Origin of the sequence: Lysinibacillus fusiformis, assembly GCF_016925635.1 — a bacterium.
In the GTDB taxonomy this organism is placed as follows: Bacteria; Bacillota; Bacilli; order Bacillales_A; family Planococcaceae; genus Lysinibacillus; species Lysinibacillus fusiformis_F.
The window spans coordinates 2,867,871-2,888,383 of the sequence record NZ_CP070490.1 but is presented as its reverse complement, the minus strand read 5'-3'; the positions used below and the strand labels follow the sequence as shown (position 1 = coordinate 2,888,383).

General features: G+C 38.3%; 17 protein-coding genes. 4 read left to right on the top strand and 13 right to left on the bottom strand.

Annotated features, from left to right (window positions below):
- Positions 1-9 precede the first annotated feature (9 nt).
- From JTI58_RS14025 to JTI58_RS14010, 4 genes are read left to right on the top strand one after another with little or no spacing between them, the layout of a single operon-like run.
- A complete protein-coding gene (locus JTI58_RS14025) occupies positions 10-939 on the top strand; it encodes an ABC transporter permease (protein ID WP_205441889.1) in 930 nt (309 codons plus the stop codon).
- The gene (locus JTI58_RS14020; protein WP_243456036.1) at positions 939-1,859 is read left to right on the top strand and encodes an ABC transporter permease; all 921 of its coding nucleotides are present in this window, start codon (positions 939-941) and stop codon (positions 1,857-1,859) included. The genes JTI58_RS14025 and JTI58_RS14020 overlap by 1 nt, the downstream gene beginning before the upstream one ends.
- A 13-nt stretch (positions 1,860-1,872) precedes the next feature.
- The gene (locus tag JTI58_RS14015; RefSeq protein WP_205441888.1) at positions 1,873-2,928 is read left to right on the top strand and encodes an ABC transporter ATP-binding protein; all 1,056 of its coding nucleotides are present in this window, start codon (positions 1,873-1,875) and stop codon (positions 2,926-2,928) included.
- Positions 2,921-3,847 (top strand): ABC transporter ATP-binding protein, encoded by a 927-nt coding sequence (locus JTI58_RS14010; RefSeq protein ID WP_205441886.1) that lies wholly within the window; start codon positions 2,921-2,923, stop codon positions 3,845-3,847. The genes JTI58_RS14015 and JTI58_RS14010 overlap by 8 nt, the downstream gene beginning before the upstream one ends.
- Positions 3,848-4,404: 557 nt before the next feature.
- On the opposite strand, the gene opp4C is transcribed toward JTI58_RS14010, so the two are convergent.
- The 13 genes from opp4C to JTI58_RS13945 form a co-directional block, all read right to left on the bottom strand.
- Positions 4,405-5,313, bottom strand: coding sequence for an oligopeptide ABC transporter permease (opp4C, locus tag JTI58_RS14005; RefSeq protein WP_205441885.1), 909 nt, complete (start codon positions 5,311-5,313; stop codon positions 4,405-4,407).
- Positions 5,314-5,325: 12 nt separating this feature from the next.
- Positions 5,326-6,291 carry an oligopeptide ABC transporter permease gene (gene opp4B / locus JTI58_RS14000; RefSeq protein ID WP_205441884.1) on the bottom strand — a complete coding sequence of 322 codons (966 nt, stop codon included), beginning with the start codon at positions 6,289-6,291 and terminating at the stop codon, positions 5,326-5,328.
- 81 nt (positions 6,292-6,372) lie between these two features.
- A complete protein-coding gene (gene opp4A, locus JTI58_RS13995; RefSeq protein WP_205441883.1) occupies positions 6,373-8,106 on the bottom strand; it encodes an oligopeptide ABC transporter substrate-binding protein in 1,734 nt (577 codons plus the stop codon).
- Between the two features lie 57 nt (positions 8,107-8,163).
- Positions 8,164-9,153 carry an ABC transporter ATP-binding protein gene (locus tag JTI58_RS13990; RefSeq protein WP_205441882.1) on the bottom strand — a complete coding sequence of 330 codons (990 nt, stop codon included), beginning with the start codon at positions 9,151-9,153 and terminating at the stop codon, positions 8,164-8,166.
- A gap of 4 nt (positions 9,154-9,157) precedes the next feature.
- Entirely contained in the window at positions 9,158-10,153 is a 996-nt protein-coding gene (locus JTI58_RS13985; RefSeq protein ID WP_205441881.1) for an ABC transporter ATP-binding protein, read from the bottom strand.
- A gap of 880 nt (positions 10,154-11,033) precedes the next feature.
- Positions 11,034-11,663 carry an orotate phosphoribosyltransferase gene (gene pyrE / locus JTI58_RS13980; RefSeq protein WP_016994265.1) on the bottom strand — a complete coding sequence of 210 codons (630 nt, stop codon included), beginning with the start codon at positions 11,661-11,663 and terminating at the stop codon, positions 11,034-11,036.
- Positions 11,664-11,666: 3 nt separating this feature from the next.
- Positions 11,667-12,371, bottom strand: a complete 705-nt coding sequence (gene pyrF / locus JTI58_RS13975; RefSeq protein WP_205441880.1) for an orotidine-5'-phosphate decarboxylase — start codon at positions 12,369-12,371, stop codon at positions 11,667-11,669.
- Complete coding sequence (locus JTI58_RS13970) at positions 12,371-13,282, bottom strand: dihydroorotate dehydrogenase (RefSeq protein ID WP_131521611.1); 912 nt, start codon at positions 13,280-13,282, stop codon at positions 12,371-12,373. The genes pyrF and JTI58_RS13970 overlap by 1 nt, the downstream gene beginning before the upstream one ends.
- Positions 13,279-14,052, bottom strand: coding sequence for a dihydroorotate dehydrogenase electron transfer subunit (locus tag JTI58_RS13965; protein WP_205441879.1), 774 nt, complete (start codon positions 14,050-14,052; stop codon positions 13,279-13,281). The genes JTI58_RS13970 and JTI58_RS13965 overlap by 4 nt, the downstream gene beginning before the upstream one ends.
- A 1-nt stretch (position 14,053) precedes the next feature.
- The gene (gene carB, locus JTI58_RS13960; RefSeq protein ID WP_205441878.1) at positions 14,054-17,251 is read right to left on the bottom strand and encodes a carbamoyl-phosphate synthase large subunit; all 3,198 of its coding nucleotides are present in this window, start codon (positions 17,249-17,251) and stop codon (positions 14,054-14,056) included.
- Positions 17,244-18,344, bottom strand: a complete 1,101-nt coding sequence (gene carA, locus JTI58_RS13955) for a glutamine-hydrolyzing carbamoyl-phosphate synthase small subunit (RefSeq protein ID WP_205441877.1) — start codon at positions 18,342-18,344, stop codon at positions 17,244-17,246. The genes carB and carA overlap by 8 nt, the downstream gene beginning before the upstream one ends.
- Positions 18,344-19,621, bottom strand: a complete 1,278-nt coding sequence (locus JTI58_RS13950) for a dihydroorotase (protein ID WP_205441875.1) — start codon at positions 19,619-19,621, stop codon at positions 18,344-18,346. The genes carA and JTI58_RS13950 overlap by 1 nt, the downstream gene beginning before the upstream one ends.
- 1 nt (position 19,622) lies before the next feature.
- On the bottom strand, positions 19,623-20,501 hold the full coding sequence (locus JTI58_RS13945) for an aspartate carbamoyltransferase catalytic subunit (RefSeq protein WP_205441873.1): 879 nt from the start codon (positions 20,499-20,501) through the stop codon (positions 19,623-19,625).
- Positions 20,502-20,513: the final 12 nt, after the last annotated feature.

Sequence of the window (20,513 nt, the reverse complement as noted above, 5' to 3'; positions counted from 1 at the left end):
GAGTTTTATGTGATTAAATATATTTTGAAAAGGCTGATGTATATACTTCTCGCGCTTTTCGTCATCGTAACGGTTACGTTTTTCTTAATGCGTCTCGCTCCTGGTAGTCCTTTCGCGAGTGAACGTAATTTCCCACCTCAAATTGAGGAGAAGTTAAACGAAACGTATGGATTAAATAACCCTTGGTATATTCAATATAAAGATTATTTAATCGATACGGCCACTTTCAATTTCGGTGAGTCAATGAAATATAAAGCGCGTTCTACAAATGATATGATTTCTGAAAGTTTCCCTGTTTCTTTAACATTAGGGATTGAAGCTATGCTATTAGCAATTGGATTCGGTATTTTAATTGGCGTAGTTTCCGCGCTATATCATAATAAGTTCCCGGATTATTTGGCAACGTCCTTTGCGGTGCTATTTATATCAGTACCTTCATTTATCTTAGCGGGTTTAATGCAGTATTTCTTAGCCTTTAAACTAGGCTGGTTCCCTATTAGTGGATGGAAAGGCTTTCAGTATAGTATACTGCCTGCCCTTGCAATCGCTTTAACTCATATGGGCTTTATCGCAAAATTAACACGTTCAAGTATGCTTGAGCAAAACAATAGTGATTATGTTAAAATGGCTCGCGCTAAAGGTATTGGAAGATGGACAATTGTATTCCGACATACATTACGAAATGCCCTTCTACCAGTCGTAACTTATCTTGGTCCATTAACAGCTGGTGTTGTAACAGGTAGTTTCATTGTTGAGCAAATTTTCGCTATTCCTGGACTTGGTAAACACTTCGTCCAAAGTATTACAAACCGTGACTATACAGTCATTATGGGTACGACAGTGTTCTTTTCCATCATCCTTTTATTTGCGGTATTAATCGTTGATATTCTATATAGTGTGATTGATCCGCGTATTAAACTGAAAGGAGCGAAAAAATAATGACACAGCAACAAATTGAAAAAGATAAGTTTAAAATTGTTGGTGGTAATCATGAAGCAACGGAAAAATTAGCTGACAAATCAGTCTCCTTTTGGAAAGAAGTATTTCTCCGTTTCTCTCATAACAAATTAGCCATCATTGGGGTAATTATTTTAATCATTGTTATTTTAATGGCTACATTCGTACCAATGTTTTCTCAATATAAAGCAAGTGATCAGCTAGGTGTTTACAACTCACCACCATCTGCACAATTTTGGTTTGGGACGGATGACCTTGGTCGTGATATCTTCGTTCGTATATGGGAAGGAGCTCGTATTTCCCTATTTATCGGAATTGCAGCAGCGATTATTGACTTAATTATCGGTGTTATTTGGGGAAGTATTTCAGGCTTAGCAGGCGGTCGCGTTGATAACATCATGATGCGTATTGCTGACGTTTTAACAGCTGTACCTTACCTTTTAGTTGTAATTGTACTTTTAGTTGTTATGCAACCTGGTTTAATTCCTATGATTGTTGCCCTATCCATCACTGGATGGATTAACATGGCACGTATCGTTCGTGGTGAAGTATTATCTATCAAAAATCAAGAATATGTTCTTGCTGCTCGTACATTAGGTGCTAGTACAAGTCATTTAATTATTAAACACTTAGTTCCGAATGCTCTTGGTGCAATCTTAGTAACGATGACTTTAACAATTCCATCTGCTATTTTCACTGAATCATTCCTAAGTTACCTTGGTCTTGGGGTTCCTGCTCCAACAGCTTCTTGGGGTACAATGGCCTCTGATGGTAATAAAGCCATTGCCAATGCTCCATGGCGCTTGATTTTCCCTGCGGTATTTATCTCACTAACAATCTTTGCGTTTAACGCAGTTGGTGACGGCTTACGTGATGCTCTAGATCCAAAACTACGTAAATAAGGAGGTGGCCGAAATGAGTAAAACAATTCTAGAAGTAAAAGATTTAAAAATTAACTTTAAAACTTATGCAGGACTTGTACATGCTGTACGTGGTGTTAACTTTGATTTAAAGGAGGGTGAAACACTCGCTATAGTAGGTGAATCTGGTTCTGGTAAAAGTGTTACGAGTAATGCGTTAATGAAACTAATTCCCCAGCCACCTGGTATTTATGAGTCAGGACAAATTTTATTCAATGGCCGTGATTTAGTTCCATTAACTGATAAAGAAATGTCTAAAGTACGCGGAAATGAAATTGCAATGATTTTCCAAGATCCAATGACAAGTTTGAATCCAACAATGAAGGTCGGACGTCAAATAACTGAAGTAATTTTGCAACACAAAAAGGTTTCTAAAAACGATGCCAAAAAACGTGCCATTGAGCTTTTAACACAGGTAGGTATTCCCTTCCCTGAGAAACGTTATAACCAATACCCACATGAATTTTCAGGTGGTATGCGTCAACGTGTTGTAATTGCCATTGCCCTTGCAGCTGATCCTAAGCTATTAATTGCCGATGAGCCGACAACAGCTCTAGACGTAACAATTCAAGCGCAAATTTTAGAATTAATGAAAGAAATTCAGAAAAACTCGAAAACATCTATCATTTTCATTACACACGATTTAGGTGTAGTAGCGAATATCGCTGACCGTGTAGCAGTAATGTACGCTGGCCAAATCGTAGAATATGGTACTGTGAATGATATTTTCTATAATCCAAAGCATCCTTACACATGGGGTCTACTTGGTTCAATGCCAGATTTAGATAATGATACTGATGAGCTATTACGTACGATTCCAGGCTCACCACCAGATCTTACGAATCCACCTAAGGGTGATGCATTTGCAGCTCGTAACGAGTATGCTATGGCGATTGATTATGAACAAGAGCCACCAATGTTCCAAGTAAGTGAAACACATTTTGCAAAAACTTGGTTGTTGCATCCTGATGCACCAAAGATTCCTCTTCCAGATGCGGTTGCTAAACGTATTGAAGGGTATTTAGCAAAGGAGGCACAAGAAAATGACTAAAACTGGTGCGAAAAAAATTCTTGAAATCAAAAATTTACAGCAGCATTTTGGTTCGCCAAGTAATCCTATCAAAGCTGTAGATGGTATCAGCTTCGACGTTTACGAAGGTGAAACACTTGGTCTTGTGGGTGAATCAGGTTGTGGTAAGTCAACTACTGGTCGTTCAATCATTCGATTATATGATATTACAGGTGGCGAGATTGTTTTCGATGGTGAAAATGTCCATGGAAAAAAATCTAAAAATGAGTTAAAGAAATTTAACCGTCAAATGCAAATGATTTTCCAAGATCCTTACGCTTCTTTAAACCCTCGTATGACAGCTGGCGAGATCATTGGTGAAGCCTTTGATATCCATGGCCTTTACAAGGATAAAAAAGAACGTCGTGCGAAAATCCAAGAATTACTTGAAGCTGTTGGTTTAAACAAAGAGCACGCGAATCGTTACGCACACGAATTCTCTGGTGGTCAACGTCAACGTATTGGGATTGCCCGTGCACTAAGCTTAGATCCTAAGTTTATCATTGCCGATGAGCCAATCTCTGCACTTGACGTATCCATCCAAGCACAAGTTGTTAACTTACTAAAACAACTACAAAAAGAACGTGGCTTAACATATCTTTTCATTGCCCATGACTTATCTATGGTAAAATACATCAGTGACCGTATTGCTGTAATGTACCGCGGTAAAATCATGGAAATCGGTAAAGCAGATGATATCTACAATCACCCTGTTCATCCATATACAAAATCTTTACTATCAGCTATCCCACTTCCTGATCCAATGTCAGAGAAGCGCCGTCAACGTATTCAGTACAAGCATACAGAGGTTGACGAAAGTGCATCTTACCATGAAGTAGGTGATCAGCATTATGTTTACGGTACTGCTGATCTAGTAAAAACTTGGATTGCTAATCGATAAAAATTATAACTCCTGTCGACAGTTTAACTACTGTGATGGGAGTTTTTTTTAGTTTATTTCTTTATTACCCATATCCCCATTAGTGTAAACCTAAATAATTTCACTGTCTTTCAATGAACTATAATTCCCTTCTCCTTTATTTTACATGAAATAAGTAGTTAATAAATACCATTTTTGTAAATTATATTTTAAAAAATCAGGGAATATATTAAGATATAGTTAATATGAATAAAGGGGTGTATTCAAATGAAAAAAAGTATGAAACTTCTTCTTGCTACGTGTTGTTTTACAATATTATTAATTAGTATTGGTTCAACCACTGCATCTGCCTATCCAGGTCCATGTCATAGTCCAAAGCCTTGTGTGATTAGACCATAATTGATAAAAGACAAGCTATATGCTGTTTATTCGCTCTCAAAAACAATATTTCTGGGTCTGTAAGGACTACTATGCATTAAACTATCATCCTTTATAAAATTCGGCACCTTTAAATGCAATGATTTTTACATTTAAAGGTGCCCTATTTTCTTGTCACTTATTTAATATTCAATTTATGATTACCTTCTTGATTTTGGATTTAACGCATCTTTTAATCCTTCTCCAATAAAGTTAATCGACAAAATTACTAGCGTAATAGCTGTCGCAGGAGGTACCCACATCCAAAGCTTCTCCTTTAATACCTCTGAGTTTCTAGCTTCGGATAGCATATTCCCCCAACTAGGCGTATCTGCTGGTACACCCAATCCTAAAAAGCTTAAACCAGATTCAGCGACGATTGTTACGGCCATCAGCAATGTTGCTTGTACAATAATCGTCGAAGCAACATTAGGTAGTAAATGCTTGATAATAATCTTTGAGGATTTACAGCCTATTGATTGAGCTGCTAATATATACTCATTTTCCTTTTCAGCAAGCACCCTACTTCGTACAATCCTTGCAACAGATCCCCACATTAACAGTGAGATAACAAAAATCAAAGTCCATAGACCAGATACTTTTCCAATTAGAATTTGGTTTAAAACAATGACAAAAATCATAAACGGAAACATTAAGATAAAATCTGTAAATCTCATTAGTATTTGATCTACTTTTCCGCCAAAGTACCCCGAAATGGCACCGACTGTAGTTCCAATTATAACAATAAAGAACATACAGCTTAATCCTACAGTTAAGGAGGATCTACCAGCATAAAGCATTCTTGTAAACACATCTCGTCCATTTGTATCTGTTCCTAGCCAATTTTCACTAGATGGTGGTTTACTTATTTGCATAAAATCAACTCGGACAATATCTTTGGTTGTGATATATGGAGCTAGAAACGATAAGATAATAACTGTTAGTAGAAATACAAGACTAATCAAGGCCAGTTTATTTTTAAAGAACTTTCGTCTCGCAATTACCCATGGCGAGGGGCTTTTCCTTGGCGATTTTGGCGTTAATACTTTTTGATCCGTTACCAATGTCATATTTCCCCCTCCTTAATCCAATCTAATACGTGGATCTACTACACCATATAATAAATCCGCTACTAAATTCCCAAAAAGTGTTAAAAACGAAAGTAACATTGTGATCGACATCATGACTGCATAATCCCTTCTTCCCACAGATTCTAGGAAGAGAGCACCTATTCCAGGATACGTAAAGATAGTTTCTGTTATTACCGCACCACTGATTAATGTGGCGATATCAAAACCAAGGAACGTAATAAGAGGAATAATAGAATTTCGTAAAATATGTTTGTTGTAAATTTTCGATTCTTTTGTTCCCTTTGCTCTCGCAGTTCTTACAAAGTCTTTTCTACTATTTTCAATAATGTCATTTCGCAAAAATTGTGTATAGGATGCTGTTCCCATCAATCCTAATATAAGCGCAGGTAGTAAAACATGGTGGAATCTACTTAGATAGTACTCAAAATTTCCTGGCTCTAACCCAACGCCCACCGAACCGTTAAATGGGAACCAACCTAACTTGAACGAGAAAAAGTAAATGGCTACAATTCCCGCTACAAATGACGGAATGGCTAAAGCTAGGTAATTGTAAGTTGCAATCAAATTGTCCCCAAGTGTATAAGGTTTTCTACCAGCATACATGCCCATAATAAATGCAAATATGTAGGTGAAAATTAACGATGTTAGAGCTAAAAATATGGTATTAGGTATGCGCTGTGCAATAATCTCTACCGCTGGTTTTTTATAAACAGTTGATTTACCAAAATCCCCTTGTATAAAATTAACAATCCATCTGCCATATTGCTGGATAATAGGATCGTTATAGCCTAATTTTTCTCTCATTTCTTCGATGTATTGTGGATTCGTATTAGAAGGATCAATTTCACCCGCAAATGCATCTCCTGGCATCATTTTTGCTAAAAAGAATACCACTAACGAAATAAGGAGTAACAATGGGATCATGCCAAGTAGTCGTCGAAGTGTATATTGAAGCATGTAACATCTCCTTATCTATAAATTTACTAACTAAGCCCTCTTTACAAGGACTTAGTTAGCAGAATTAAATTACACGATAGCTTATTCTTTAATATGCCATTTATAAACATCCGTTTGGAAGCCAACAGCGTTGACATGAACACCTTGTAAACGATTATTTATACCATATAAATCTAGGTTTTCCCATAAAGGAAGTGCAGGTAATTCTTCGTTGAAGTATTTTTGCCATTCAACATATGTTGCCATACGTTTGTCTTTGTCAAACGCTTCTTCACTTAAGCCTTTATCTAATAATTCTTGGTTTTTCGGATCTACCCAACGACCATAGTTCCACTCTGCGTTATTCCCCCATAATCCTGATGGATCTGGATCAGAACCCATACTCCACGCACCGAAGAACGCTTCTAATGCTGCATCATCATTGTCTTTCATATCATTATATAAGTTAAACTCAATTAAACTACCTGTAGCTAATTCTGTTTTTACACCAATATCATTCCAAGATTGAACAATTGCTTGGGCACGACCTTCAAATGCTGCTGAACCTGCATAGTGACCAAATGAAATTTTAAATGGCTGACCTTTCGGATCTTCTACGAAACCATCGCCATCTTTATCTACATAGCCAGCAGATGCTAATAGCTCTTTAGCTTTCTCTAGGTTGAATTCATATTGATTTAATTCTGCCTCTGGCGCAGCAGTCCAGAAAGTAGTTGGAATCACAGTATTGGCAACTGTTGCTTTTCCTTCTAAGAAAGCATCGATCATTGCTGGACGGTTAATTGCATATAATAATGCTTGACGTAATTCTTTTGCATTAAATTTATCAAAATCTGCCACATTTTTTAACGCCGCTTTATCACGGTGGCCAAAACGAAGTCCGATGTATGAATAGCCCACACCATTAGTTTCTTCAATACGTACATTGCCTAATGCTTCTAACTCTTTTACGGATTGTGGTCTAATATCCATAATGTCAATTTCTCCGTTTTGGAACGCACCAGTTGCTAATGATGGGTCGATTACTTTTACAATAACGCCATCAAGCTGTGGTTTGCCCTTCCAGTAATCATCAAAACGCTCTAATTCAGAATACTCTCCATCTACAACTTTTTTCACTTTAAATGGCCCTAAGCCTACAGGGTTTTCACGAACCTGTTTAGATTCCTCTAAATCTTTTACCGCAATACCTTCATAGTGCTTCTTCGGCATTGGGTTTGACCAGAGTTGTTCTAAATTATTAATTTTCACTTGTTCAAAAGTGATCTTTACTGTATATGGATCAACAACTTCAATACCTTCAATTTTATCAGCTTTACCTTCTTTTTTAGCTTTTGCCCCTTTAATTCCTTCTGCATAATTAAAACGAGGTCCAGCATAATCAGGATCAGCTAGAGTCTCTAATGCAAACACCCAGTCATCAACTGTTAATTCCTCACCATTATGCCATTTTACACCTTTTTGGAATGTAAAAGTATACGTTAATTTATCTTCACTAATTTCCCATGTAGCTAAGTTAGGAACATATTCTAGATTATCATTTACATCATAGATTCCTTCCATCGTGAAGCCTTGAATATAGCTGTCTACAATACTACCTGAAAAAGCTGGATCATATACGCCCTCAGGTGCCGTATCTGTACCAAATGTTACGATGCCACCCTCTGTAGAAGGTTCATCCGTTGTTGTCGTTGTATCCCCGCTTGTATCCTTTTCATTTTCCTTCTCTGTTGTTGTCGAGTCAGTATTACATGCGGCTAAAAATAATGCCATAACTAGTAAGAGCATAAATGACCATAATGCTGATTTTTTCATTTTTTTCCCCCCGTAATTTTATTTTGTCAATAACTAACTATTTTCCGTTTTTAGTTTTTAATATAAATGGCAAGCAACACTATGCCCTGACTTCACCTCCTTTAAAGCAGGCTTCGTTAATGAACATTCTGCCATTGCCTTTGGACATCTTGGATGGAATGGACAGCCTGTTGGTGGATTAGCAGGACTTGGTATATCTCCCTCTAAAACAATACGACTATTTTTCTTTCTCGGATCTGGCACTGGTATTGCAGAGATTAAAGCTTGTGTATAAGGATGCAACGGCTCATCATAAATATGTTCCTTATCGGCTATCTCTACAATATTTCCTAGATACATCACACCGATTCGATCGCTCATATGCTTGACCACACTTAAATCATGCGCGATAAACAAGAAAGTTAAATCAAACTCATCCTGAAGTTCTTTTAATAGATTAAGAACTTGTGATTGTACAGATACATCTAAGGCTGAAACAGGCTCGTCTGCTATAATGAGCTTTGGTCTAAGTGCAAGTGCCCGAGCAATGCCAATACGCTGACGCTGACCACCTGAGAACTCATGCGCATATTTATAATAGGCATCTTCAGGTAAGCCTACTTTTCTTAATAGTTCCATTACCTCGCCTTTTAATGATTTCAATGATTTGTTGCTGAAATTCATAATGGGCTCTGCAACAATACTCCCAACCATTTGCATCGGATTTAATGAGGCGTAGGGATCCTGAAATACCATTTGAATATCTTTTCGTATATCCCTTAAAGATCTCCCTCTCAGGTTTGTAATATCTTTACCGCCAAAGATAATTTTTCCATCTGTTGAGTCTAATAATCTTAAAATTGTACGTCCAGTTGTAGATTTTCCACAACCGGATTCCCCCACTAGCCCTAATGTCTCACCATTTTTAATGGTAAAAGAAATGTTATCCACTGCTTTTACATGACCGACAGTATGCCTTAAAAAACCACCTTTAATTGGGTAATATGTCTTCAAATCTATAATTTCTAATAAGTTTTCCTTTTCTTGTTTTACGATTGTTTCATTCATGCTGTCAGCTCACACCCTTTCTAGTATCACAACTCTCATAAAGTAAACACGATACCTCATGTCCCTGATCTATAAAGGAAAGTTGCGGCGTAACATTTCTACAATCAGGCATAGCCGAAGGACATCTATCCACAAACCGGCAACCTATTTGAGGCATATTTTTTAACGAAGGTACAATCCCTTGAATGGTCGTTAATTTTTCAACTTCATCATCGATTCTTGGTATAGAAGCCATTAATAGCTTTGTATAAGGGTGCTGAGGGTTGTGGAACAAATTATCTACATTTGTTCGTTCTACAATTTTTCCTGCGTACATAATGATTACTTCATCACACATTTCGGCTACGACACCTAAATCATGTGTAATAAGCACAATGGACATATCATTCTTTGCTTGAATTGTCTTTAATAAATCTAAGATTTGAGCTTGTACTGTCACGTCAAGTGCCGTAGTTGGCTCATCTGCAATTAATAGTTTAGGTTGACAAGCAATGGCAATGGCAATCATAACCCTTTGTCTCATACCACCAGATAATTGGTGTGGATACTCATCTACAATTTGATCAGCTCTCGGTATACCGACTTGTTTTAATAAGTCAATTGCTTTACTTTTAGCTTCTGCCTTTGACATTTTAGAGTGATTTAAGATAATCTCTTGTATTTGTGAACCTATTGTAAAAACGGGATTTAAAGATGTCATGGGTTCTTGGAAAATCATACTGATATCTTTTCCTCTAATCTTATTCATGTCATCACTAGAATAATTTTCTATGTTTTTGCCTTCAAACCTAATTTCTCCGCCTGTAATTTTGCCAATCCCTTTTGGAAGAAGCTGCATAACCGAAAGTGACATGACACTTTTTCCACATCCAGATTCACCGACTACCCCAATAATTTGACCAGATTTGACTGAAAAAGAAACATCATCAACAGCATGATAAATCTCCCCATCTATATCAAAACCAGTTTTAAGGTTTTTCACTTCTAACATTAAGCTCATTTAATATCACACCTTTAATTTTTTTACTAAAAATCACTACATCCTTTATGTAAGCAACAGAAACATATGTCTAAAATGTATTCTTAAAGTAAAAGATGTAAAAAGAAATTAGCTTTTGTATTTCTTTGTAAGATTCAATATTCCGAAAAATGAAATCAAACGATGTTAAACTTATTTCAAAATTATATTAGCTAAAAAAAATATCAAATTTTAAAGAGAAGTCTCCATCACATAAAATTGACCCTTTTTTCCAAATGTAAAAGTAACTGGATCAGTATATAATATTCTGACAATTAGGCGTAATGCTATTTTATCTGGAAATAATACATTTAATCAAGTGAATTTTTACAATTCTTATAATATTCCAAATAAATCAAGCCATACAACTATGGCATTTCAAATTAGATACTTTAAAATTCATCACACTGAATATTTGTTCATTTTTAACTTTATTTGCCTAAAGTATCATTTTTTTATTTTATTAAAATAACGATAACCCACTTAATTGATCCATTCATTCTACGCCGAAATTTACTTTTATTTGGAAAACATGATTATAAAAGGATTTTAATAGTTTATCTAGTTCATAGAATGATACTAAATTTTCCGAATTATTATTAATGAATAATTTTATTTACTAAAGTACTAAATGAATGAAGTGTATTATATTACATTAAAAAAACAAATTATTTTTACAATTCCTTTAATCTATATGCCATACTTCTCTTCAAAGTTAACATCGTTAATTTCCTTCTAATCACGTCGAATAAACACAAAAAAACAACTATCAACAAAAATATCGATAGTTGTTTCTATGCATTTACTCTCTTTTATATTCCAGTAACTCTATGTTTTACTACTACTTTTGCAAGATTACTGATTATAGCTCTCCAGCTTTTAACTTGCCATGCCACTCTTTTAAGAATGGAATATCTTCTTCTTTGATAGCACCTGATTCATTTGCTGCTTCAATTAGATAATCAAAATTTGTTAACGATACATATTGAATGCCAGCCTCATCAAACGCTTGCTCAGCGCGTGGAAGGTTATATGTGTAGACACAAACTACTCCTAATACTTCACAGCCAGCTGCACGCAATGCTTCTACTGCTGTAATGGAAGATCCACCTGTAGAGACGATATCCTCCACAACCACTACTTTTTGTCCTGCTGCGTATTTTCCTTCAATTTGATTGCCACGGCCATGCTCCTTCGCTTTAGAGCGTACATAAACCATTGGTAATTCTAAAATATCACTTACCCATGCTGCATGTGGAATACCTGCTGTAGCTGTTCCTGCTACAATTTCTGTCGCACCGAAGTTCTCTTTGATGACAGAAGCTAAACCATTTGCTAATTGTTTACGAATAACTGGATCGGAAATTGTTAAACGTGTGTCACAGTATATAGGTGATTTAATACCAGATGCCCATGTAAATAGCTCTGTTGGATTTAATTCTACAGCTCCTACTTTTAACATAGCGTGTGCAATTTCATTTTGTAATGTCATAATTTATGCCTCCCATAATTCACTTACGATTTTATACGCTGCTACTGGATCCTGTGCACCAGTTACAGCACGTCCCACAACGATGAGTGATGAACCATCACGTTTTGCCCCATCAGGTGTTGCAATACGTTTTTGATCGTGTGCAGCACCACCTGCTAGTCGAATTCCAGGTGTTACACGTAGAAACTCATCTCCACACGCCTCTGCAATCGCCTTTGCCTCATGCACAGAGCAAACAACACCTTGTAAGCCAGCTTGCTTTGTCAGACCTGCATAGTGCAGAACAGACGCTTGCAAAGAAAGAGCAATTTTTTGCTCTGCTTGCATTTGTTCTTCTGTTGTGGATGTTAATTGTGTAACAGCTATTAGTGCAGGACGTTCTTTGCCTGCAGGTGTTCCCGCTTCAAGTCCTTCTAGAGCGGCTTCCATCATAGGACGTCCGCCTGCAGCATGGACATTGACTAAATCTACGCCCAATTTTGCTAGACCCTTCATAGCAGAGCCTACTGTATTTGGGATATCATGTAATTTTAAATCAAGGAAAATATCATGACCTAAATCCTTTACTTTACGAACGATATCAGGTCCTTCTTGCATATATAATTCCATACCAATTTTCACGAAAAGAGGCTCATTGAACTTTTTAAGAAAATCGAATACTTCTTTTTCTCCTGGAAAATCTAGAGCTAGTATAGGTTTCGTATTCATCAACGATGGCTCCTTCCAATAATCTCTGTTATATGTTCTACACCTAATGCATCCAGCTTTGCTGGTAACTCTTCAATGATGTTTGGACAGACGAAATGGTCAACAAAGTTAGCAGTTCCTACTGCTACAGCTGAAGCACCTGCGGACATAAAATCAATGACATCCTGTGCTTCCGTTACACCGCCCATACCAATTATCGGAATATTGACAGCCTTGTACACCTCATAAACCATTCGTATTGCTACAGGTTTTACAGCTGGCCCAGACAGTCCACCTGTGCCATTAGCAATGACTGGCTTGCCTGTACGCTCATCTAAACGCATACCAACCAATGTATTAATCATCGTAATCCCATCTGCTCCACCTGCTTCAACAGCTAAGGCAATATCAACGATGTTCGTAACGTTTGGTGATAGCTTCACATAGACTGGCACTTCTGACACAGCCTTGACAGCCTTGACAAGCTCGCGTGCTGTAGCAGGATCTGTTCCAAATTGAATACCACCACATTTCACGTTTGGACAAGAAATATTTAGCTCCAATGCTTTGACATTCGGTGCTGCTGAAATACGGCGTGCTACTTCCACATAGTCTGCCGTCTCTGTTCCAGCGACATTCGCGATGATAGGTACATCATAATCCTCTAAAAATTTTAATTCCTCATTCATCACTTTTTCAATGCCTGGATTTTGTAGACCAATGGCATTTAACATCCCCGCAGCTGTTTCGGCAACACGTGGCGTTGGGTTACCTGCACGAGTTTCGACCGTTGTTGCCTTAATCATGATAGCACCTAGTTTTGACAAATCATAAAGCTGTGCATATTCACGACCAAAGCCAAAGCAACCTGAAGCTGGCATAATAGGGTTTTTTAAATCTAAGCCTGGTATTTGAATTGTTAAACGACTCATAGTGCCACCGTTCCTTTCGGGAAAACTGGACCATCAGAACATACTTTAACATAGTCTTTTTCAACTTGATCAGTTGTTTTACATACGCATGCAAAGCAAGCTCCAATACCACAGCCCATACGCTCTTCAAATGATAAATAGCCTTCTTTTTCAGGATAAAAGCCTTCTAATGCTCTTAACATTGGTAATGGACCACAGGAATAAAAAACATCAAACGCTGGTGCATGCGACTCTAAGACAGTTGTCACAAAGCCTTTTGTACCTTTCGAGCCGTCCACCGTCACATAATGCGTTTCACCAAGTGCACTAAATTCATCCTCATAAAAGCAGACATCCTCTGTTTGGAAGCCTAAAACATGGATTGTTTTCACACCACGAGCATTCAATTGTTTGGCTAGCTCATGTAATGGTGGTACACCAATACCACCACCAACTAGTAGTGCTGTACCTCCCTCTTGTACTGCATCTACTGGGAAACCATTCCCAATTGGCCCAAGCACGTTGACCTGCTGACCTTCTCGATTCGTCGCCAGCACTTTCGTACCACGCCCCTCAGCACGATAGATCATTGTGAACTCGTTGTTGTCTTTATCAATATTTGCAATACTAATTGGTCGACGTAAAAGCGGCTCCAGTGAATCTGACACCTTTACATGGACAAACTGGCCAGGAGTCATCTCCTGAACCAGTTCACCATGAAGTGTCAGTTCGAAAATGTTTGTCGCAATTTGCTTTTGAGAGACGACCGTCATTTTCTCTTGACGTATCATATTAGTGTACTACCTCCGCTTTTGGCATTTCTTCTGCTGTAAATGTCATGGATTCGATGACACGTACCATTGCTTCTGCCGTATCTAAAGATGTTAGACAAGGTACGCCGTTTTCTACAGATTCACGACGAATTCGGAAGCCGTCACGAGCTGGTTGCTTCCCTTTTGTTAATGTGTTGACAACAAGCTGAGCTTCCCCATTTTGGATAAGGTCAATCAATGTTTGTCCTTTCGCGCCAATCTTGCCGACAACATCTGTGCGTACGCCTGCTGCTTCAAATGCTTTTGCTGTACCTTCAGTAGCTACAATGCGATACCCTACTGTTGAGAAACGTTTTGCTAATGCGATTGCTTCTTCTTTATCTTTATCAGATACAGTGAATAATACTGTACCTTCAGTTCGAATTTCCATACCTGCTGCAACTAAGCCTTTATAAAGAGCTTTTTCTAATGTTGCATCTTTCCCCATTACCTCACCAGTAGATTTCATTTCAGGTCCTAATGTAATGTCTACACGACGTAATTTAGCGAATGAGAACACTGGTACTTTAACAAATACGCCTTTTTGCTCAGCTGCTAAGCCTGTTGGATAGCCTTGCTCTACAATGGATTTGCCTAGGATTGCTTTTGTTGCAATATTAGCCATTGGGATATTTGTAATTTTACTTAGGAACGGTACTGTACGTGATGAACGTGGATTCACCTCGATGACAAATACTTCGTTTTGTGAAATCACATATTGGATATTCATTAAGCCGATGATGCCTAGCCCCTTCGCAAGACGAGTTGTATAGTCAACTAATGTATCTTTTTGTACTTGTGTTAATTTTTGCGGTGGGTAAACAGAGATCGAGTCACCAGAGTGAACTCCTGCACGCTCGATATGCTCCATAATTCCTGGAATTAACACATTTTCACCGTCACAGATAGCATCTACTTCAATTTCCTGTCCTGTTAAGTAACGGTCTACTAATACTGGATGATCTGGAGATGCCTCTACCGCGTTTTCCATATAGTGCTGTAATTCTTCTTGGTTATAAACAATTTCCATTGCACGTCCGCCAAGTACATAAGAAGGGCGAACAAGTACTGGGAAGCCTAGACGCTCACCAATGACAAGAGCTTCCTCTGTAGAAACTGCTGTTTCTCCCTGAGGTTGTGGAATATCTAATTCACGTAGAGCCTGCTCAAATTTATCTCGATTTTCTGCACGGTCAATATCCTCTAAAGATGTGCCTAGGATTTTTACGCCATTTGCAGCTAATTTATCAGCAAGGTTGATAGCCGTTTGACCACCAAATTGAACAACAACTCCAATTGGTTGTTCTAAGTCGATAATATGCATTACATCCTCAATTGTTAATGGCTCGAAGTATAATTTATCAGAAATCGAGAAGTCTGTTGACACTGTTTCTGGATTTGAGTTGATAATGATGGCTTCATAGCCCGCTTCTTGAATCGCCCATACTGAGTGTACAGTGGCATAGTCGAATTCTACCCCTTGGCCGATGCGGATTGGACCTGAACCAAGTACCACAACAGAAGGTTTTTCTGACTTAATCGATTCATTTTCATCTTCATATGTCCCATAGAAATATGGTGTTTCTGATTCAAATTCTGCTGCACATGTATCGACCATTTTATAGACTGGAATAATGCCATGCTCTTTACGATAAGCGTAAAGATCTTCTGCTGTAGTTTCCCAAAGCTCAGCAATTTTCTTATCTGCAAAGCCTAAACGTTTAGCTGTTCGTAGTACTTCTTTGTCATTCTTATTATCAGCAAGCGTTTGTTCCATATCCACGATATTTTTAAATTTATTTAAGAAGAATAGATCGATTGCTGACCATTCATGAATTTGCTCAATTGTTACACCTCGGCGTAAAGCTTCACCGATGAAGAATAGACGCTCATCCCCAGCTTTGCGGATACGTTTTTCAATCCAAGAATCTGAATTTTCCTCAGCATGTTTTAACTCTAAGTGTACTTGACCTGTCTCAAGAGAACGAACCGCTTTTAGCATAGCTTCCTCAAAAGTACGACCTAACGCCATTACTTCACCAGTAGCTTTCATTTGCGTACCAAGATTACGTTTAGCAGATTCGAATTTATCGAATGGCCAGCGAGGAATTTTAGCTACGATATAGTCCAGTGCAGGCTCAAAGCAAGCATATGTTGATCCTGTTACAGGGTTTTTAATTTCATCTAACGTTAAGCCTACTGCAATTTTAGCTGCTAGCTTAGCAATTGGATAGCCTGTTGCTTTTGATGCTAATGCAGATGAACGAGAGACACGTGGATTTACTTCGATCACATAGTAATTAAAGCTATATGGATCAAGTGCTAGCTGTACGTTACAGCCACCTTCAATTTTAAGTGCACGAATAATATCTAATGATATATTACGTAGCATTTGGTTTTCTCGATCCGACAGTGTTTGCGTTGGTGCTACAACGATTGAGTCACCAGTATGAATCCCTACTGGGTCAACGTTTTCCATGTTACATACGACAATCGCATTGTCAACCGCATCACGCATTACTTCGTATTCAATCTCTTTATAGCCAGCGATCGATTTTTCTAATAGACATTGCGTCACAGGTGAATATTTTAAACCAGATGTTACAATCTCTTCTAAGTCTTGATCGTTGTAGCAAATACCGCCCCCTGTACCGCCAAGTGTAAAGGCAGGTCGAACAATGACAGGGTATCCAATTTTCGCCACAAATCTTTTCGCTTCATCTAAGTTATGAATAATATCAGACTCAGGAACTGGAGCTCCTAGCTCATACATTAAATTACGGAATAAATCACGGTCCTCCGCTTTATGGATTGCATCTAATTTTGTACCAAGAATTTCAATCCCAAGCTCATCTAGAATACCTGATTTGTCTAATTCGATTGCCATATTTAGACCCGTTTGACCACCAAGTGTTGGTAAGATCGCGTCTGGGCGTTCTTTACGTAATATACGAGATACAAAATCAAGAGTAATTGGCTCAATATAGACTTTGTCAGCAATTTCTGTATCCGTCATGATTGTAGCAGGGTTTGAGTTGATTAAAATAACGCGGTAGCCCTCTTCTTTTAATGAAAGACAAGCTTGTGTTCCTGCATAGTCAAATTCTGCTGCTTGTCCGATAACAATTGGGCCTGAGCCGATTACTAAAATAGTTTCAATATCTGTACGTTTAGGCATGTTGTTTCCCCTTCCCTGCTTCTACTTCCATCATTTCGATGAATTCATCAAATAAGTGGTTTGAATCTTCTGGTCCTGGTGATGCTTCTGGATGATATTGCACTGTGAAAATTGGATATTTCTTATGACGCACACCTTCACATGTTCCGTCATTTAACGCGATATGTGTTAATTCTAAATCAGTATCTTTTAAGGATTCGATGTCGATGGCATAGCCATGGTTTTGTGATGTTAAATCTGTACGACCTGTGCGTAAATCTTTTACTGGATGGTTACCACCACGGTGTCCAAATGGTAATTTAAAGGCTTTCGCTCCACTCGCTAAAGAAAAGATTTGGTGACCTAAACAGATACCGAACATTGGCACTTTTCCAATTAAGTTACGTACCGTTTCAATGCCTTCTTGAACATCTTCAGGATTTCCTGGTCCATTCGATAGCATGATGCCATCTGGATGCCAAGCTAAAATCTCCTCAGCTGGCGTATTGTAAGGAACTACTAGCACATCACAATCACGTTTGTTTAATTCACGTAGAATACCATGCTTCATTCCATAATCAATTAAGACAACTCGTTTACCACGCCCTGGAGATGGATAGGCAGCTTTTGGTGATACTTCACGAACATGGTGCGTAATGGCTGGCGTCGCTTGTAATTGTGCCACAATTTCATCCACATTTACTTCTTCATCAGCAGCTGTCAATATCGCTTTTACTGATCCTTTACTGCGAATAATACGTGTTAATTTTCGTGTATCAATTCCCTCAATTCCTGGGATATCCTTTGATGTCAAATAGTCAGCTAATGTTAAATCACAGCGGAAATTTGAAGGGTTTTTAGCCAGTTCACGTACAACGAATCCACGAATGGCTGGTGTAATCGATTCAAAGTCATCACGGTTAATTCCGTAATTACCAACTAAAGGATAAGTTAATGTGACAATTTGTCCATAGAATGAAGGATCTGAAATCGTTTCCTGATAACCTGTCATCCCTGTTGTGAATACAACCTCACCTTGTGAAGCGCGCTCGCTACCAAATGCTGTACCTGTAAATACTGTGCCATCTTCTAAAACTAGTAAACGTTTTTTCATTACTCTGCCTCCTGATATACGATATTGCCTTCAAAAATCGTTAGTACTGGCCAACCCTTTGCCACCCAGCCGTTGAATGGTGTATTACGACCTTTTGATACAAAGCCTTCTGCATCAATCGTTTGTTCTTTTTGAATATCAATTAAAATCATATCAGCTGAAGCGCCTACTTCTAATGTGCCATATGGCAGATCAAAAATCTCAGCTGCTCTCACTGTCATCCAATCAATTAATTGTTTTAACGTCCACTTTCCTGTTTCTACAAATTGTGTATAAAGTAGTGGGAAAGCTGTTTCGAAACCTACAATTCCAAATGGTGCGCCAACCATTCCGCAGCATTTTTCTTCTACAGTATGTGGCGCATGATCTGTTGCGATGCAGTCGATTGTGCCATCAAGTAGTGCTGCATGTAGAGAATCTTTATCATCAGCTCCACGTAATGGTGGATTCATTTTCCAATTAGCATCATCAGATGGAATATCCATTTCTTCTAGTAATAAGTGATGTGGACAAACCTCTGCTGTGACACGAATTCCTGCTGCCTTTGCATCCCTTACCGCACGCACAGATTCCTTCGTCGATACGTGACAAACATGGTAACGAGCGCCAGCTGCTTCTGCAAGTAGTACATCCCGTGCAATTTGTACGGATTCACAAATGGAAGGTATTCCTGGAAGGCCAAGCTCTTTATTACGCTTTCCTTCATGCATCACGCCATCATAGATTAAAGAGTTGTCCTCACAATGTGCCACAACGACCATATCGTGCTTGGCAGCATCTTTCATTTGCTCATACATCGTAGAGGCCAGCTGAATGCCAACACCATCATCTGAAAATGCTACTGCTCCATGTGCTTTTAATTCTTCGATATTTGTTCGAACCTCACCCGATATATCCTTTGTTAGGGAACCATATGGGAGTACTCGAATAACAGAGCTGTCCTCAATGAGCCCATTAATGAGCTGCATGTTTTCAACCGAATCAGGTACTGGCTTTGTATTAGGCATTGCACAAATTGTTGTAAAGCCACCTTTTGCTGCTGATGCCGAACCTGTTGCAATGGTTTCCTTATGCTCAAATCCTGGCTCTCGTAAATGTGTATGAACATCGATAAAGCCTGGTGCCACAATCAAATCATTTCCTTCAATCAGCTCTGCACCTGCTACAGTCACATCTTGACCAATTGCCGTAATCTTTCCGTCTGCCATTGCAATATTGACTGTCTCCAGTTCACCTTGTTCATTTAGCATTTGTACATTTTGAAGTACCTTTGTCATGTTATTCTCTCCCCTTTAAAATGGTTTCCATAATAGCCATCCGTGTGTAAACACCATTCCGCACCTGTTCAAAAATTCGAGAGCGATCACACTCTACTAACTCAGAAGCAATCTCGACATCACGATTTACGGGTGCTGGATGCATGATAATGGCTGATTCTTTCATTTGCTTTTCTCGTTCAATCGTTAAACCAAACTCCTGATGGTAACCCTCTTTCGAGAAGCTTTTATTCACTTTATGACGTTCATGTTGCACACGAAGTAACATAATGACATCACTTATTTCGATTAAATTTTCCCATGAATGATGCGCTTCAAAACCGCCAGACCATTCTTCTGGACAAAGGAAATGAACATTTGCCCCTAAATTTTGTAATGCTGTTGCATTTGATTTCGCTACTCGACTATGAGAAATATCTCCAGCAATTGTGACATTTAACCCTTCAAAATAGCCAAACTCTTTTTTGATGGTATAAAGATCCAATAAGGATTGTGAAGGGTGTTGCCCAGCACCGTCCCCTGCATTAATAACGGCTACATTAATACCGTCCAGTAGCTCATTGTAATACTCATCTTCTGACGCTCGAATGATGACGGCATCTAAACCAATCATTTCTAACGTTTTGACAGTATCGTACATCGTTTCCCCTTTCGTAACACTCGAAAACCCTGCATCGAAAGGGATAACATGACAGCCAATTTTGTATTCTGCCATTTCAAAGCTTGTTTTTGTACGAGTACTTGGTTCAAAGAATAAATTGGCCACTTTGTGTGTGCGAGATAACGATGATGTTTCACCATTTTCAAATGCTTGCGCAAGATCTAGGATTTGGTTAATCTCTTCTGTTGTTAAATGTTCCATCGATAATAAGTTCTTCATCATGTGACCTCC